Annotated in this window: 15 protein-coding genes; 6 read left to right on the forward strand and 9 right to left on the reverse strand. The window is 51.5% G+C overall.

Features of this window, described 5'->3' with window-relative positions:
* Positions 1-144: 144 nt before the first annotated feature.
* The 9 genes from CRO33_RS06265 to bolA form a co-directional block, all read right to left on the reverse strand.
* Positions 145-552: an acyl-CoA thioesterase gene (locus CRO33_RS06265; protein ID WP_058962233.1), complete on the reverse strand. Its 408-nt coding sequence runs from the start codon at positions 550-552 to the stop codon at positions 145-147.
* Between the two features lie 101 nt (positions 553-653).
* Positions 654-977 carry a ComEA family DNA-binding protein gene (locus tag CRO33_RS06270; protein WP_034828115.1) on the reverse strand — a complete coding sequence of 108 codons (324 nt, stop codon included), beginning with the start codon at positions 975-977 and terminating at the stop codon, positions 654-656.
* Positions 978-1,116: 139 nt separating this feature from the next.
* Positions 1,117-2,985, reverse strand: coding sequence for a peptidylprolyl isomerase (gene ppiD, locus CRO33_RS06275; RefSeq protein WP_097117593.1), 1,869 nt, complete (start codon positions 2,983-2,985; stop codon positions 1,117-1,119).
* A gap of 237 nt (positions 2,986-3,222) precedes the next feature.
* Positions 3,223-3,495, reverse strand: coding sequence for a nucleoid-associated protein HU-beta (gene hupB / locus CRO33_RS06280; protein WP_034828113.1), 273 nt, complete (start codon positions 3,493-3,495; stop codon positions 3,223-3,225).
* 213 nt (positions 3,496-3,708) lie between these two features.
* The gene (gene lon, locus CRO33_RS06285; protein WP_034828111.1) at positions 3,709-6,063 is read right to left on the reverse strand and encodes an endopeptidase La; all 2,355 of its coding nucleotides are present in this window, start codon (positions 6,061-6,063) and stop codon (positions 3,709-3,711) included.
* 186 nt (positions 6,064-6,249) lie between these two features.
* Positions 6,250-7,521, reverse strand: coding sequence for an ATP-dependent protease ATP-binding subunit ClpX (gene clpX / locus CRO33_RS06290; protein ID WP_034828109.1), 1,272 nt, complete (start codon positions 7,519-7,521; stop codon positions 6,250-6,252).
* A 127-nt stretch (positions 7,522-7,648) separates the two neighbouring features.
* The gene (gene clpP / locus CRO33_RS06295) at positions 7,649-8,272 is read right to left on the reverse strand and encodes an ATP-dependent Clp endopeptidase proteolytic subunit ClpP (protein ID WP_008103933.1); all 624 of its coding nucleotides are present in this window, start codon (positions 8,270-8,272) and stop codon (positions 7,649-7,651) included.
* 336 nt (positions 8,273-8,608) lie between these two features.
* The gene (tig, locus tag CRO33_RS06300) at positions 8,609-9,913 is read right to left on the reverse strand and encodes a trigger factor (protein ID WP_045833927.1); all 1,305 of its coding nucleotides are present in this window, start codon (positions 9,911-9,913) and stop codon (positions 8,609-8,611) included.
* Positions 9,914-10,214: 301 nt separating this feature from the next.
* On the reverse strand, positions 10,215-10,529 hold the full coding sequence (gene bolA, locus CRO33_RS06305) for a transcriptional regulator BolA (protein WP_034828103.1): 315 nt from the start codon (positions 10,527-10,529) through the stop codon (positions 10,215-10,217).
* Positions 10,530-10,796: 267 nt separating this feature from the next.
* On the opposite strand from bolA, the gene CRO33_RS06310 reads away from it, so the two are divergent.
* The 6 genes from CRO33_RS06310 (at position 10,797) to CRO33_RS06335 (ending at position 17,214) form a co-directional block, all read left to right on the forward strand.
* Positions 10,797-11,375: a lipoprotein gene (locus tag CRO33_RS06310; protein ID WP_034828101.1), complete on the forward strand. Its 579-nt coding sequence runs from the start codon at positions 10,797-10,799 to the stop codon at positions 11,373-11,375.
* Positions 11,376-11,429: 54 nt separating this feature from the next.
* Positions 11,430-12,917, forward strand: coding sequence for a muropeptide MFS transporter AmpG (gene ampG, locus CRO33_RS06315; RefSeq protein ID WP_097117491.1), 1,488 nt, complete (start codon positions 11,430-11,432; stop codon positions 12,915-12,917).
* Between the two features lie 440 nt (positions 12,918-13,357).
* Positions 13,358-14,284: a cytochrome o ubiquinol oxidase subunit II gene (gene cyoA / locus CRO33_RS06320; protein WP_034828097.1), complete on the forward strand. Its 927-nt coding sequence runs from the start codon at positions 13,358-13,360 to the stop codon at positions 14,282-14,284.
* A gap of 4 nt (positions 14,285-14,288) precedes the next feature.
* Positions 14,289-16,271: a cytochrome o ubiquinol oxidase subunit I gene (gene cyoB, locus CRO33_RS06325; RefSeq protein WP_034828096.1), complete on the forward strand. Its 1,983-nt coding sequence runs from the start codon at positions 14,289-14,291 to the stop codon at positions 16,269-16,271.
* Positions 16,271-16,885, forward strand: a complete 615-nt coding sequence (locus CRO33_RS06330) for a cytochrome o ubiquinol oxidase subunit III (protein WP_038648564.1) — start codon at positions 16,271-16,273, stop codon at positions 16,883-16,885. Before cyoB ends, CRO33_RS06330 begins: the two co-directional genes overlap by 1 nt.
* Positions 16,885-17,214, forward strand: coding sequence for a cytochrome o ubiquinol oxidase subunit IV (locus CRO33_RS06335; protein ID WP_034828092.1), 330 nt, complete (start codon positions 16,885-16,887; stop codon positions 17,212-17,214). The genes CRO33_RS06330 and CRO33_RS06335 overlap by 1 nt, the downstream gene beginning before the upstream one ends.
* Positions 17,215-17,217 lie beyond the last annotated feature (3 nt).

Below are 17,217 nucleotides of genomic sequence, written 5' to 3' on the forward strand. Positions count from 1 at the left end.
GCTAGCAGGAACTGTTTGAGCGTCTTCGTTCGCTGCAACTCATTGGGCTACTTAACTAGCTGGAACTTATTAAGCGGCTTCGCTGGCTGGAACTTATTAAGCGGTTTAGCTGGCTGGCGTTTCTGACGCCAGCTCGCTCCGCTGTTAATGGCTTTCTACCATCAATGCCGACAAACGGTCGCGCAGCTCCCCTTCCATCGGTACCGCTTTTTGCGTACGCAAATCGATGCAGACGAAAGTTAACGCGGCGTCTGCCACCACGGTGTTATCACCCGCCAGCAGCACGCGCTGCGAAATAATGCCGCTTTTGCCATTCAACTGTGACACTTCGCTCTCAATATGTAATACGTCGCCCAGCACCGCCGGACGACGATAGTTAATATTGATATTGACCACCACAAACGCCAGCTTCTGATCCATCAGCCAGTGAAAAGCATCGACATCCTCCAGCCATTGCCAGCGCGCCTCTTCCAGAAATTCGAGATAGCGTGCGTTGTTCACATGCTGATAAACGTCCAGATGATAGCCGCGTACTTTGATGGTGGTTTGCATTGTTGCTCCTGTTCAGACTGTGAATACTAACTGGTATGACCTGTTGAGCATAGCACAGCCTGATTGGGTGCTTTATCAATCCTTCAAAGTCGCGACCCGCCTCACAGTTTCAGGCGATCGCTGTTACGTTCGACCAGCGCATTGCCGATGCCCGGTATTTCCTTAAGCTGATCGATGGCGGTAAACGGACCATATTGCTCGCGGTAACTGACAATCGCCTGAGCTTTCTTCAGGCCGATGCCGTTCATTGCGGCTGCGAGCTGTTCAGCGCTGGCTTGATTGATGCTGACCTGTCCCTCTTGCGGCGAGGATACTTGCGTCGCCTGCGTTTCGCTGGGGCTTTCGGCCGCAGACAGTCCGGTGGTATAGAGTGCGCCACCCAGCGCCAGCGTGATACATAGAGCGCGAAAAGTTGATTTCACCATGCTGTGTTTCTCCTTGTGTTTGACAGCCACAGCAGAGTGTCACAGCGTGTTTTCAGGCTCAAAAGGGCAATTTCAGAAATGGAAAAGGCCGCAGAAGCGGCCTTTGAGTGTTGCAGCGGATTCACATTTTTTGTGAGGCTTACTGGTTTTGTACAGCCGCGCCGTATTTGATTTTCGCGTCTTTGCGCAGGTTTTCCAGCAGCGCTTCAAACGCAATCTGTGCGTTATTCTGCGTCACGCCTTTCACCATCTCATCAATCTGCGCCTGCGGCATATTACCCGGGCTGACTTTATCCAGTGCGACCAGCACCACGTTGCCCTGCATATCTTCGCTCACGCCCCAGGACGGTTTGTTCTCCGCGGGTTGTGGCAAGTTAAAGGCAGACTGCGCAACCGGATCTTGTGCATTACGATCAAAGGATTTGCTGGCGCTCAGGGTCAAGCCTGCCGCTTTCAGCGCATCTTCTTTACCGGCTTTCAGATCAACCAGCAGCTTATCGGCCTGCGCTTTAGCCTGCTGTGTGGCTTTGTCATGCTTCAGCGTGTCGGCAATCTGCGCTTTCACCTGGTCCAGCGGTTTCACGGCTTCAGGCTTGTGCTCACTGATGCGCAGCACGAATGCACGATCGCCATCGACGCTGATGATGTCAGAGTTATTACCCGGCGCACCGTTTTGGCCCACCAGTCCACCGTTGAAGATCGCCTGCTTGACCTGATCGAAATCGAGTTCAGCCGGAACATTATCACGCGTGATCCAGCCGGTTTCCGTGACTTTCAGACCGGAAGCCTGTGCCGCACCCGCCAGCGACTCGTTGTCATTGCTGGCCGCTTCACTGACTTTCTGCTGCAGCTTGTAAAAGGCGTCGACTGCTTTTTCCTGCTTCACCTTGTCAGCAACGGCGTCATGGATCTCAGCCAGCGGCTTAATCTGCTCGGCCTGGATATCATCCAGACGTACCACCAGGAAACCGACTGAAGATTTGATCACGCCAGACAGTTGGCCTTTCTGCGTCAGGTTGGCATTTTTCAGCTCATCCGGCGTGGTACCCGGCTCCAGCCAACCCATATCGCCGCCTTTGCGTGCCGAAATTGGGTCAATGGATTTGCTTTTTGCCAGCGTAGCGAAGTCTTCACCCTTCTTCAGCGCTTCCAGAACGGCATTGGCATCCGCTTCAGTTTTGGTCTGAATCAAGCTGTAGCGATTGCGCTGCGGCTGTGAGTAGTCAGCTTTGTGTTGATCGAACCAACTCTGAATGTCCGCTTCGCTCACGGTTTCCTGCATGCTGGCAGCATCCATTTTGATGTAGCTGACGCGGAACTGCTCAGGTGCCATGAAGCTGTTCTGATGCTGCTGGTAATACTGATTGATCTCATCATCACTGGCCGTTTGTTTCGCTGCCAGCGCGTTAACATCAATCACCGCCTGACGAATTTCACGCTGCTGCGAGACCAGGTCTACCAGCTTGCTGGTTTCACCTTTCAGCATGAAATCGGTATTAGCGATCGCATTGATCAACTGCTGAGTGGCCAACTGCTTACGCAGCGCCGCCGCGTACTGATCCGGCGTAAAGCCCATCTGAGTGATTAAGCCGTTGTATTTCGCGTTATCAAACTTGCCGTTAGTCTGGAAAGCTTTTTGATTGAAGATCGCCTGCTTGATCTGATCATCGCTAATGCCAATCTTCAGATCTTTGATGTATTGATCAAGCAACGCCTGATCAATCAGCTGAGACAGCGCCTGCTGACGCATCTGCTGCATGTAACCTTCGTTGCTGGCCAGCTGCGAGAATTGATCGCCCAGCATCTGCTGCTGACGATTACGCTCGTTGTTAAAGCCCTGCTCAAGCTCTGCACGGCTAATTTCATGGCCATTAACTTTGGCGGCATAATCGCTGCCACCGCCGATCAGGTAGTTGCCCACCCCGGTCAGTACGAAAGACAGGATGATCAACCCCAGAATGATCTTGAGCACGACATGATTCGACGCCGCGCGTAAATTGTCCATCATGGTATGACAACACTCCGCTGTAGTGTGAATGTAAAGCTCTGACACGATGTCATCATCGTGCAACTGCTGTTCAGGCTGGCAGTTGGCAACCATGCGGAGACAATAGCCTGTGGCCATCGCCGCGCATCAAGAATAAAAAAGGCACATCAAAAATGATGTGCCCGTATGTTACATGAGAACGGCTTTTTCGTCCTCAATCCATAGAAGAAAATGCTTCAATGGATGTGTCAGCGGTCATTAATTGACTGAGTCTTTCAGTGCTTTACCTGCACGGAAGCCCGGAACTTTACCAGCCGGGATGGTGATCTCTTTACCGGTTTGCGGGTTACGGCCTGTACGAGCAGCACGCTCACGTACAGAGAAAGTACCGAAACCAACCAGTGCCACTTCATCACCGCCTTTCAGCGCGTCAGAAACGGAGCCCATGAATGCATCTAACACACGTCCCGCTGCTGCTTTAGAAATGTCAGCGTCTGCAGCAATTTTGTCGATCAACTGTGACTTATTCACTCTATTCATCCCCTCTTTTATTATTCACATCGCACCCGCGCTTCCCGCCCGGTGCGAACGCGCAGCCAGTTATATCAAGCCTGTGGAGCTGAAACAACGGTATTCATCTTAATCGTTGATTCAACAGCCCCCTAAATTAGCGGCACAAAAAAAAGCTGGCAAGCACCATTTGGCCTGCCAGCTTCGCTTTTTAACGGTTTTTGCCGTTAATCACTATTTTGCCGTCGCAACCTGCATGCCGTAAGGCGCATTTTCCAGTGCCAGGTTCAGCACTTCTTCAATACGCTTCACAGGATGGATGGTCAGATCGGCAATCACGTTCTGTGGAATCTCTTCCAGATCGCGCTTATTTTCATCCGGGATTAACACGGTTTTGATGCCACCGCGATGCGCGGCCAGCAGCTTCTCTTTCAGACCACCAATTGGCAGCACCTGACCGCGCAGAGTGATCTCACCTGTCATCGCCACATCAGAGCGCACCGGATTTCCGGTCAGACAAGAAACCAGCGCCGTACACATGGCTATACCAGCACTTGGACCATCTTTCGGCGTTGCCCCTTCCGGCACGTGCACGTGGATGTCACGTTTCTCATGGAAATCCCCGTTGATGCCGAGCTTCTCCGCACGTGCGCGAACCACTGTCAGCGCAGCCTGGATAGACTCCTGCATCACTTCACCCAGTGAGCCGGTGTAAGTCAGTTTGCCTTTACCCGGTACACAGGCGGTTTCAATGGTCAGCAGATCGCCCCCCACTTCCGTCCATGCCAGACCGGTGACCTGACCTACGCGGTTTTCAGTGTCCGCTCGACCATAATCAAAGCGCTGCACGCCCAGGAAGTCGTGAAGGTTTTCACCATTAATCTTGATGCTCTTCTTACTTTTGTCCATCAGCAGCGTTTTCACTGCTTTACGGCACAGCTTGGAGAGTTCACGTTCCAGACTACGCACGCCCGCTTCACGGGTGTAGTAGCGAATAATGCCGATGATGGCGCTATCGTCAACACTGATCTCTTTTTCTTTCAGTGCATTACGCTCAATCTGTTTCGGCAGTAAGTGCTGTTTGGCAATATTCAGTTTTTCATCTTCGGTATAACCCGAGAGACGAATCACTTCCATACGATCCAGCAGCGGTGCCGGGATGTTCATGGAGTTGGAGGTCGCCACAAACATCACATCGGAGAGATCGTAATCCACTTCCAGATAGTGATCGTTGAACGCAATGTTCTGCTCTGGATCCAGCACTTCAAGCAGTGCCGAAGCCGGATCGCCACGCATATCGGACGACATCTTATCGATCTCATCCAGCAGGAACAGCGGGTTCTTCACGCCAACTTTCGCCATTTTCTGGATCAGTTTGCCCGGCATAGAACCGATGTAAGTACGGCGATGTCCACGGATTTCCGCTTCATCACGTACACCGCCCAACGCCATACGCACATATTTACGACCGGTGGCTTTCGCGATCGACTGACCCAGCGAGGTTTTACCCACGCCTGGCGGTCCGACGAGGCACAGAATTGGGCCCTTAATTTTGCTAACGCGACTCTGCACCGCAAGATACTCAAGAATGCGGTCTTTCACGCGTTCCAGACCGTAATGATCGGTATCCAGCGTTTCCTGCGCCTTCAGCAGGTCTTTTTTCACTTTGCTGCGCGCGACCCACGGAACCTGAACCATCCAGTCGATATAACCGCGTACCACGGTGGCTTCTGCAGACATCGGCGACATCATTTTCAGCTTCTGCAGTTCTGCTTCGGCTTTTTCGCGCGCTTCAGTCGGCATTTTTGCCGCTTCAATTTTACGTTTCAGCGCTTCGTATTCGTCCGGCGCATCATCCATTTCGCCCAGCTCTTTCTGAATGGCTTTCATTTGCTCATTCAGATAGTACTCACGCTGGCTTTTCTCCATCTGCTTTTTCACGCGATTGCGAATGCGCTTCTCAACCTGCAGCAGATCGATTTCGGATTCCATCATCGCCATCAGATATTCAAGACGTTCGTTGATGTCGGACATTTCCAGCACTGACTGCTTATCAGCCAGCTTCAGCGGCATATGCGCTGCCACGGTGTCGGCGAGACGCGCCGCATCGTCGATGCTGTTCAGTGAGGTCAAAACCTCAGGAGGAATTTTTTTATTCAGTTTGATGTAGCCTTCAAACTGATTAATCGCCGTACGCACCAGCACTTCCTGCTCGCGCTCTTCAATTTCTGGCGAGATCAGGTATTCGGCCTGGGCAACAAAATGGTCACCATTATCAGCCAGTGTTGTGATGTGCGCACGCTGCAAGCCTTCAACCAGCACTTTCACCGTGCCATCGGGCAGCTTGAGCATCTGCAATACGGAAGCGACGGTCCCTACAGAGAAGAGATCGTTAATACCAGGTTCATCCGTTGAAGCCTCTTTCTGGGCAACCAGCATGATCTTCTTGTCATGATCCATTGCCGCTTCGAGGCAACGAATCGATTTTTCCCGACCAACAAACAACGGAATTACCATGTGCGGATAAACCACCACGTCGCGCAAAGGCAACACGGGGATTTCAATGCGTTCAGAACGCTCAGGATTCATAGAGCTCTCTCTTAGTTTAATGTCCGCCAGGTGATGGGTACCGCGTAAAAGAAGTTTGCAGTTCAACCCACAGGATATTGAGTATATGGGGATGCTTGGTCGACATTCAATGTCAGGGGAGAGAGAAAAACAAAAGGGGAAACATTTTCCCCTTTTTTAAGATAACAACATGGTTAGATTGTTTATTTATTCGCCAGAAGCCTGAGCTTCGTGCTTACCATAAATCAACATCGGCTCGGATTGACCGTCAATCACTGACTCATCAATCACCACTTTTTCCACGTCATCCATCGATGGCAGATCGTACATGGTTTCCAGCAGCGCACCTTCTACGATAGAACGCAGACCACGCGCGCCGGTTTTGCGTGACATCGCTTTCTTAGCGATCGCCGTCAGCGCTTCATCACGGAACTCCAGCTCCACACCTTCAAGGTTAAACAGAGCCTGGTACTGTTTGGTCAACGCATTCTTCGGTTCGCGCAGAATCTGAATCAGGGCTTCTTCACTCAATTCACTCAGCGTCGCCACCACCGGCAGACGACCAATGAATTCTGGAATCAGACCAAATTTGATCAGATCTTCTGGCTCAACCTGCGACAGCAACTCGCCTTCGCTGGCTTTTTGCGATTTACCTTTCACCGTAGCGCCGAAGCCGATACCGGATCCGGTTTCCACGCGCTGGGAAATCACTTTGTCGAGGCCAGCAAAAGCACCACCACAAATGAACAGGATCTTAGACGTATCAACCTGCAGGAACTCCTGCTGTGGATGCTTACGTCCACCCTGCGGCGGAACCGCGGCAACGGTACCTTCGATAAGCTTCAGCAACGCCTGCTGTACGCCTTCACCGGATACGTCACGCGTGATTGACGGGTTATCTGACTTACGAGAAATCTTATCGATTTCATCGATATAAACGATACCGCGCTGTGCTTTCTGCACATCGTAATCACACTTCTGCAGCAATTTCTGGATGATGTTTTCCACATCCTCACCCACATAACCGGCTTCGGTCAGGGTAGTGGCATCCGCCATGGTGAACGGAACATCCAGCAAACGCGCCAGGGTTTCAGCCAGCAAGGTTTTACCGCTACCGGTTGGACCGATCAGCAGAATGTTACTTTTGCCCAGTTCGATTCCATTACTGGTATCGCCGTTGCGCAGACGTTTGTAGTGGTTATAGACCGCTACCGCCAGCACTTTTTTCGCCCTTTCCTGACCGATGACGTAATCATCTAAATGATGACGGATTTCATGCGGTGTCGGCAGTGCACTGCGCTCACGGTGCGGAGCCACTTCTTTAATCTCTTCGCGAATGATGTCGTTGCATAAATCAACACATTCGTCGCAAATATACACTGACGGCCCGGCAATCAGCTTACGGACTTCATGCTGGCTTTTGCCGCAGAAAGAGCAGTACAGCAACTTACCTGAACCGTCTTTGCGCTTATCTGTCATCAGCTAACCTCTTTTCGTTCTCAGACCCAATTTGGTGTACGGCACTGGCCGCACATCAACGGCCGATATTCATGCAACTCATCGTGCTGCCCCGTTAACTATAGCGTAAGGGGCAGCCAGATGTGTCTTATTGGCGATGCGTCAGGATGGAATCGACCAAGCCATACTCTACCGCTTCGCTGGCAGAGAGGAAACGATCGCGCTCAGTGTCGCGTTCGATCTCTTCCAGTGATTTGCCGGTATGTTCAGCCATCAACTCATTCATACGCTGCTTCACTTTCAGAATTTCACGCGCATGGATTTCGATATCCGTCGCCTGGCCCTGATAACCGCCCAGCGGCTGGTGAATCATGACGCGGGAATTCGGCAGGCAGAAGCGCTTACCTTTGGTACCTGCAGTCAGCAGGAACGCACCCATCGAACAAGCCTGACCCATACAAATGGTGCTGACGTCCGGCTTGATAAATTTCATAGTGTCATAAATCGACATCCCGGCAGTAATCACGCCGCCTGGCGAGTTAATGTAGAGATAAATGTCTTTTTCAGGATTCTCAGCTTCCAGAAACAGCATCTGCGCCACGATCAGGTTGGCCATATGATCTTCAACCTGGCCAGTCAGGAAGATCACACGCTCTTTGAGCAGGCGGGAGTAAATGTCGTATGAACGCTCGCCGCGCGAGGTTTGTTCGACCACCATTGGCACCAGCGCCATGTGCGGTGCAGTAAATTCACGATCGCCACTGTATGACATTACCGTCTCCTGATAAATTTCATTGGCAACATTCTGTACCGATATTACGTGAGGCGCGTCGGGAAAACTATGCGCTGCCTTCTCACTCCGACATAACAGGACGGTTAATCAGCCAGTCTCACTGTTTTCATGCATTCTCCCTGTATCTGGGGATGCTGCCCAGTTGTTTCAAGCATAACAACCTTTTGCCCATTCGCTAACACGGAAAAAGAGCTTAGCGAACAATTTGCCGATTAATTAGGCAAATAGAGGACAAATCTGTGCGATTAGCGCCTTAAAACGAAAAAGCCCGCGACTTTTCAGTCGCGGGCTTCGCACTTTCGGTTAACTAACGAATCAGGCCGCTGAGGTCTGGTTCATCAGTTCCTGGAAGTTGGTTGCTTTATCGGTCACTTTGGCTTTCGCCAGAACCGCTTCAACAGCCTGCTCTTCCAGTGCAACGTTGCGCATGTTGTTCATCAGCTCGTTGTTCTTGCTGTAGAACTCGATCACTTCCTGCGGATCTTCGTATGCAGAAGCCATCTCTTCGATCAGCGCTTTAACGCGGTCTTCGTCAGCTTTCAGCTCGTTGATGCGAATTACTTCGCCCAGCAGCAGACCGACAACAACGCGACGTTTAGCCTGCTCTTCGAACAACTCACGTGGCAGTTCGAAAGCTTGCTTCTCGTTGCCACCAAAACGCTGAGCAGCCTGACGACGCAGAACGTCGATTTCGCTGTCGATCAGTGCCACTGGCACGTCGATGTCGTTGGCTTCAACCAGACCATCAATCGCCTGAGATTTTACGCGGTTACGAATAGCGCCTTTCAGCTCACGATCCATGTTCTTACGCACTTCTGCACGCAGACCGGCAACGGAACCATCTTCAACGCCAAAGCGCTTGATGAACTCTTCAGTCAGTTCTGGCAGCTCGCGAGTTTCCACTTTTTTCAGCACGATTTCGAACTTCGCGTCTTTCCCTTTAAGGGTTTCAGCGTGGTAATCGTCCGGGAATTTCACGTCGATAGTGAAGGTTTCGCCCGCTTTGTGGCCAACAACACCTTCTTCGAAGCCTGGGATCATACGACCCTGGCCCATCGCCAGTACGAAGTCAGACGCTTTGCCGCCTTCGAACTCTTCGCCGTCTACTGAACCGGAGAAGTCGATGGTTGCGCGATCTTCAGCAGTCGCTGCTGCATCGCTCTCTTTCCAGGTCGCCTGCTGCTTCTGCAGGGTTTCCAGCATGGTATCAACGTCAGCATCGGTGACTTCAACCACTGGCTTCTCGACTTCGATAGCATCCAGGCCTTTCAGCTCAACTTCAGGATACACTTCGAACTCAACCGCGTAGGTGAAATCTTCACCTTCTTTGTACTCACCTGGCACGTAGTTTGGTGCGCCAGCTGGGTTGATTTTCTCTTTGATGATGGCGTCAACGAAGTTGCGCGTCATCAGCTCGCCCAGCACGTCCTGGCGAACAGAAGCACCGTAGCGCTGAGAAATGATGTTTGCCGGCACTTTGCCTTTACGGAAACCGTCGATACGGACTTTCTTAGCCACTTCCACCAGTTCTTTCTTCACTGCGCTTTCGATGCTGTCAGCTGCAACAGTAATCGAAATGCGACGGCCCAGACCCTGAGTGGTTTCTACTGAAACTGTCATCTTGTTACCTCAAAAAATCACGTGCTCGGTCAACTTCAGACACCACACATTAAATGCGCCGTATCCAACAATCGGGACGGCCTCTGCAGGCAGAACCTAATCCCTGTCACCAGAAGCGTCCCGAAGACATTCCGGAAAAATAGACGCCGCATTATAGCGGCATCGCTGGAATGAGTCGAGGCTGCAAACTCACCACTTTTTAGCGGTTTTGCTGCTTTTTTGCGCCATGGATCGCGTTTGAGGGTAATAGATGAAAAGAAAACGGCCCGCAGGCCGTTTTGAGAGAGGATGAAGTGTGAACTCAGGCGAGGGTACCCGCTCCACGACAGTTCGGTGACGCCAGCACGGTATCTTGCAAGCCATCCCACTCTTTTTGCGTGTAAGTGTGTAGTGCCAGTGCGTGCACGCTCCCTGCTAACTCTTCGGTCAATTCGCCATAAATGGCGCGATGACGCTGCAGGAATCGCTGGCCGGTAAACACATCGCTGACAATCACCACTTTAAAGTGACTTTCAGAACCAGCGGGCACGTTATGACGATAGCTTTCATCATGCACTTCGAGATGTGCAGGTTCGAACGCCTTACGCAGCTTTTCTTCTATTTGTTCGCGAATCATTGTTAACACTCCTCAACGGCGAGCGCTGTGCCCATCTGTTTAAATATTAGTAGGTTTTTTGCCCAACCCGCAGGCGCGCCGGAAATAATTCCTGATCTGCTGCGCATCTTAACGGGCTCATGCGTCAGGTCAATGCTGTTGCATGAGCGCCTGTCCGAAAAAAGCCTTTACAATCAATTTCCACTGGCACGGGGCTTTTTTCGCCGTCGCGCAATGCTATGATGGCCGCAGTTTTGCAAACCAACCCATATGCTAACGAGAATGAGTATGTTGAAAAAACTGTTATTCCCTCTGCTGGCTGCGTTTATTTTAGCCGGCTGTGCCAGCAATAACACCACCCTGAACATTCAGCCTAAGATCCAGCTGCCACAGCAAGATCCCGGTCTGATGGGTGCCACCATCAGCGTTAACGGTGCCGATCAGCGTTCCGATCAGGCACTGGCAAAAGTGAATCGTGACGGTCAGTTAGTCACCTTAACACCATCGCGCGATCTGCGTTTCCTGTTACAGGAAGTGCTGGAGAAGCAGATGACAGCACGCGGTTATATGATCGGACCAAACGGTGCGGTTGACCTGCAGATTGTCGTCAATGGTCTTTACGCTGATGTGACACAAGGTAACGTGCGTTACAGCATTACCACCAAAGCTGACATTTCCATCATTGCAACCGCGAAAAACGGTAACAAGCAGGTTAAAAACTATCGTCAGACTTACAGCGTAGAAGGCGCATTCACCGCCACTAACGCGAAGATCACCAACGCGGTCAACTCTACCCTGAGCGACGTGATTGCTGATATGGCGCAGGACACCAGCGTTCACGAATTTATTAAACAGAACGCCCGCTAATTCCTCAGCTATTCTGCCCGGTCATCTTTGGACGGGCATCATTTCAGGTTGGTTATGACTTCTCACTATCTGCGCATTTTCACCCAACGTAATGCAGCCGTATTACTGCTGCTCGGTTTTGCTTCCGGACTGCCTTTAGCACTCACGGCCGGGACCCTACAGGCGTGGATGACCGTAGAGAATGTCGACCTGAAAACCATCGGTTTCTTCTCCCTTGTCGGCCAGGCATACGTGTTTAAGTTCCTGTGGTCGCCGATGATGGATCGCTATACCCCGCCGTTTCTTGGCCGTCGCCGTGGCTGGCTACTGGTCACTCAACTCGCACTGATCGCCGGTATTATCGCCATGGGCTTTATGCAGCCTTCGCGCGATCTGACGCTGCTGGCTGCCCTGGCCGTGCTGGTTGCCTTCTGTTCTGCATCGCAGGATATCGTGTTTGATGCCTGGAAAACCGATGTGCTACCGCCAGAAGAACGGGGCAGCGGCGCGGCAATTACCGTGCTGGGTTATCGCCTGGCGATGCTGATTTCAGGCGGACTGGCGCTGTGGCTGGCCGATCGCTATCTGGGATGGCAGGCGACTTACTGGTTAATGGCACTGTTGATGTTGCCAGGTTTGATTGCGACATTGCTGGCCAAAGAGCCCGCAGTACCCGCGCGCGAGCCGCACACCCTGCGTCAGGCCGTTTCGTTCCCGCTCAAAGACTTCTTCCTGCGTAACAATGCCTGGCTGCTGATCACCTTAATTATCCTTTATAAGCTGGGTGATGCTTTTGCTGCGTCGCTCACCACCACCTTCCTGATTCGCGGTGTAGGTTTCAGCGCCGGCGATGTCGGACTGGTGAATAAAACGCTGGGATTGCTGGCAACCATCATTGGTGCGCTGTACGGCGGTGTGCTGATGCAACGCCTGAGCCTGTTCCGTGCCCTGATGATTTTCGGCATTCTTCAGGCCGTTTCCAACTTCGCTTACTGGCTATTGGCCGTGACGCCACCTCATTTATGGAGCATGGCGAGCGCGGTGTTCATAGAAAATCTTTGCGGCGGGATGGGCACCGCCGCGTTTGTGGCGCTGCTGATGACATTGTGCAATAAGTCGTTTTCCGCAACGCAGTTCGCGCTGCTCTCGGCGCTTTCTGCCGTCGGGCGTGTCTATGTCGGACCGGCAGCGGGATGGCTGGTTGAGCTGTGGGGCTGGCCGACCTTCTACGCTTTCACTGTGTTCGCTGGCGTGCCTGGCTTATTGCTGTTGTGGATCAGCCGCGGCACTCTGCAAGCCATTCAGCAAGACGGACGTTTTGTCATGCGAAGCCTGTGGCCGCAAGGCTATCGCTGGACAGTGCGCCTGTTTAGCGCCGGCTGTGGCCTGCTGGCGCTCTGGTTAGTGCTGCTGGCACTAAATGCGGCTGACGTCTGGCATGTCAATGCCTTGCTGACTCCGCTTTTTGAGTGGGGCATGGCACTAGCGCTGGTGGCCGTGGCGCTAGGTATGATTCTGGATTGTCTGGCGTTAAGAAAAATGCCGGGAAAAAATCTGAGTTAAGTAATGATAATTTGCCAGCGGCTAAATATTTGGCTAAAAAAATAACAACGAACTCATTTTAACGAATAGCATTTTTTTCATCGCGAAAAAGAAACATTAAATTAACAACCCTGGATTATATTTAAATCCGGTGCGCAATTACTTTGTAGAAAACTCATCACCCAAATGCTACATAATTGTTAAATAAATGGGCATTAATAGTACGGTTTATGCTTTCCCTGATTTTTCTGCGGTTTCTATCATTGTTTTTTGTTATATTGACGCCAACTGCTTGTCGCAATTAATAATTTGTCACCCTGCGCAACATCTGTGACACCCTTAGCAAAAGGTGTCAACAGCCTTCTGACACATCCTTAAGCTGGTTTACACTGCATAAACCTTCCCGTAAAATGCGCGCACACTTAAACGACAATAGAGCCCTTTGTCATTGAGGTCGTTAAATGAGACTCAGGAAATACAATAAAAGTTTGGGGATTTTGTCATTAATTGCAGGCGCTGTATTACTCAGTGGCTGCGATAGTGCGTTGTTAAATCCCAAAGGACAGATTGCACTGGAGCAACGTTCGCTGATTCTGACAGCTTTTGGCTTGATGATGATCGTGGTTATCCCGGCAGTCTTCATGGCAGTATTCTTTGCCTGGAAATATCGGGCAACCAATACTAATGCGACTTATAGCCCTAACTGGTCACACTCTAACAAAGTGGAAGCCGTGGTCTGGACGATTCCAATCCTGATCATTATCTTCCTCGGCGTGCTGACCTGGAAATCAACCCACGCACTTGAGCCAAGCAAACCGCTGGTCTCTGATGTGAAGCCGGTTGAGATCGATGTGGTTGCGCTGGACTGGAAATGGCTGTTTATCTACCCGGAACAGGGTATTGCAACCGTGAACCAGATTGCCTTCCCGGCAAATACTCCGGTGAACTTCAAGATCACCTCCAACTCCGTAATGAACTCCTTCTTTATTCCTACGCTCGGTAGCCAGATCTACGCCATGGCGGGCATGCAGACTAAACTGCACCTGATCGCCAATGAGCCAGGAACATTCGACGGTATCTCTGCGAACTTCAGTGGTCGCGGTTTCTCTGGCATGAAGTTTAAAGCTATTGCAACCAAAGACGATGCGGAATTCCAGCAGTGGGTGGCTAAAGTTAAAGCAGCACCTAACGCGCTGACCACCATGGATGATTTCGAGAAACTGGCTGCGCCAAGCGAAAATCACCCGGTGGAATATTTCTCAACTGCGAATCCAGAACTGTTCAAGCAGGTTATTGATAAGTTCATGATGAGCCACGGGAAGATGGACATGCCAGAGCACAAAGGCATGGACATGAATCACGCCGCTGCTGCGGGAGCCGAGGAATAATACGATGTTCGGAAAATTAACACTGGATGCAGTGCCATACCACGAACCCATTATCGTGGTAACGGTAGCCGCAATCATCTTAGGTGGTCTGGCACTGGTTGCCGCGATTACTTATTTTGGTAAGTGGCAATACCTGTGGTCAGAATGGTTCACCTCCATTGACCACAAAAAACTGGGTATCATGTACATCATCATGGCTTTCGTCATGCTGCTGCGCGGCTTTGCCGATGCAGTAATGATGCGTACCCAACAAGTGATGGCTTCCGCAGGCGAAGCCGGCATATTACCACCGCACCACTACGACCAGATCTTCACCGCGCACGGCGTGATCATGATCTTCTTCGTGGCGATGCCTTTCGTGGTAGGTCTGATGAACATCGCGGTACCGCTGCAAATCGGTGCACGTGACGTTGCCTTCCCGTTCCTGAACAACCTGAGCTTCTGGTTTACTGCGATCGGTGTGATCCTGGTGAACATTTCTCTGGGTGTGGGCGAGTTCGCACAGACTGGCTGGTTGGCTTATCCACCGCTTTCGGGCGCGGAATACAGTCCTGGCGTCGGGGTCGATTATTGGATCTGGAGTCTCCAGCTATCCGGTATCGGTACGACACTGACCGGTATCAACTTCTTCGTGACCATTCTGAAGATGCGTGCACCGGGTATGGACCTGTTCAAGATGCCTGTATTCACCTGGGCATCACTGTGTACCAACGTCCTGATCATCGCTGCGTTCCCGGTTCTGACCGTCACGCTGGCACTGTTGACGCTTGACCGTTACCTCGGCTTCCATTTCTTCACCAATGAAATGGGCGGTAACATGATGATGTACGTCAACCTGATTTGGGTCTGGGGTCACCCGGAAGTATACATCCTCGTTCTGCCGGTATTCGGTGTGTTCGCGGAAGTCACTGCAACCTTCTCCAAAAAGCGTCTGTTCGGTTATACCTCTCTGGTGTGGGCGACCATCGCAATTACCGTTCTGTCGTTCATCGTTTGGCTGCACCACTTCTTCACCATGGGTGCCGGCGCCAACGTTAACGCCTTCTTCGGTATTATGACGATGATTATCGCCATTCCGACCGGCGTGAAAATCTTCAACTGGCTGTTCACCATGTATCAGGGTCGCGTTGAGTTCCACTCAGCGATGCTGTGGACAATCGGCTTCCTGGTCACCTTCTCTATTGGTGGTATGACCGGTGTTCTGCTGGCCGTTCCAGGTGCGGACTTCATTCTGCACAACAGCTTGTTCCTGATTGCACACTTCCATAACGTGATTATCGGTGGTGTGGTGTTCGGTTGTATGGCTGGCGTGACCTACTGGTTCCCGAAAGCATTCGGCTTCACCCTGAACGAAAAATGGGGTATCCGTGCATTCTGGTTCTGGATCATTGGTTTCTTCGTTGCCTTCATGCCGCTGTACGCACTGGGCTTCATGGGTATGACCCGTCGTATCAGCCAGGACATCGATCCTCAGTTCCACTCACTGCTGGTTGTTGCAGCAGGCGGTGCGGCACTGATTGCATGCGGTATCCTGTGCCAGCTGACTCAGTTCTACGTTTCTGTGCGTGACCGCGACCAGAACCGCGATCTGACCGGTGACCCGTGGGGTGGTCGTACGCTGGAGTGGGCAACCTCTTCACCGCCTCCGTTCTATAACTTTGCTGTTATCCCTGAAATCCACGAGCGCGATGCGTTCTGGGAAATGAAAGAGAAAGGCGAAGCCTATAAGCAACCAGAAAAATATGAAGAAATTCATATGCCGAAAAACAGCGGCGCAGCCCTGATTATCGCAGCCTTCATGACTGTGTTTGGTTTCGCGATGATCTGGCACATCTGGTGGCTGGCTGGCCTTACCTTCCTGGCCACAATTGTGACCTGGATTGTGAAGAGCTTCGATGAAGACGTGGATTACTACGTTCCGGTTGCTGAAGTCGAGCAGATCGAGAAGAAGCACTTTGACGAAATCAGCAAAGCAGGTCTGAAATAATGTCAACTGAAACTGCAAAACACCACCACGACGCCCATGCGGAGCATGGGCATCACGATGCAGGAGCCAATAAAGTCTTTGGCTTCTGGATCTACCTGATGAGTGACTGCATTATCTTCGCAACCCTGTTTGCGACCTATGCAGTTATGGTCAATAACACTGCCGGTGGTCCGGCAGGTAAAGACATCTTTGAACTGCCGTTTGTGCTGGTTGAAACCGCGCTGCTGCTGCTCAGCTCCATTACTTATGGAATGGCAGTGATCGCGATGAACAACCAGAACAAAGGTTCAGTCATCAGCTGGTTGGCTCTGACCTTCCTGTTTGGTGCTGGATTCATCGGCATGGAAATCTATGAATTCCATCACCTGATCCTGGAAGGCTTCGGTCCTGACCGCAGTGGTTTCCTGTCCGCGTTCTTTACGCTGGTCGGTACCCACGGTCTGCACGTGACCTCTGGCCTGATCTGGATGGCAGTGATGATGTTCCAGATTTCTAAACGTGGTCTGACTGCAACCAACCGCACCCGCATCATGTGCCTGAGCTTGTTCTGGCACTTCCTGGATGTGGTTTGGATCTGCGTATTCACCGTTGTCTATCTGATGGGAGCCATGTAATGAGTCATTCAGTTAACGAACATGGCGCTTCTCACGGTAGCGTGAAGTCTTACATGATCGGCTTCATCCTCTCTATCATCCTGACCGGTATTCCGTTCTGGATGGTAATGGATGGCGGCGCATCACACGGCACGATTCTGGGTGTGGTTCTGGTGTGTGCGGTGGTTCAGGTGTTAGTGCACCTGGTCTACTTCCTGCACTTAGACAGCAAGTCAGAGGGTGGCTGGAACATGGTGGCGATAGTCTTCTCAGCACTCATCATTCTGATTGTTGTTGTCGGCTCACTGTGGATCATGTGGAACCTCAACTACAACATGATGGCCGACTAAAGA

It is taken from the genome of Pantoea sp. GL120224-02 (assembly GCF_900215395.1).
In the GTDB taxonomy this organism is placed as follows: domain Bacteria; phylum Pseudomonadota; class Gammaproteobacteria; order Enterobacterales; family Enterobacteriaceae; genus Pantoea; species Pantoea communis.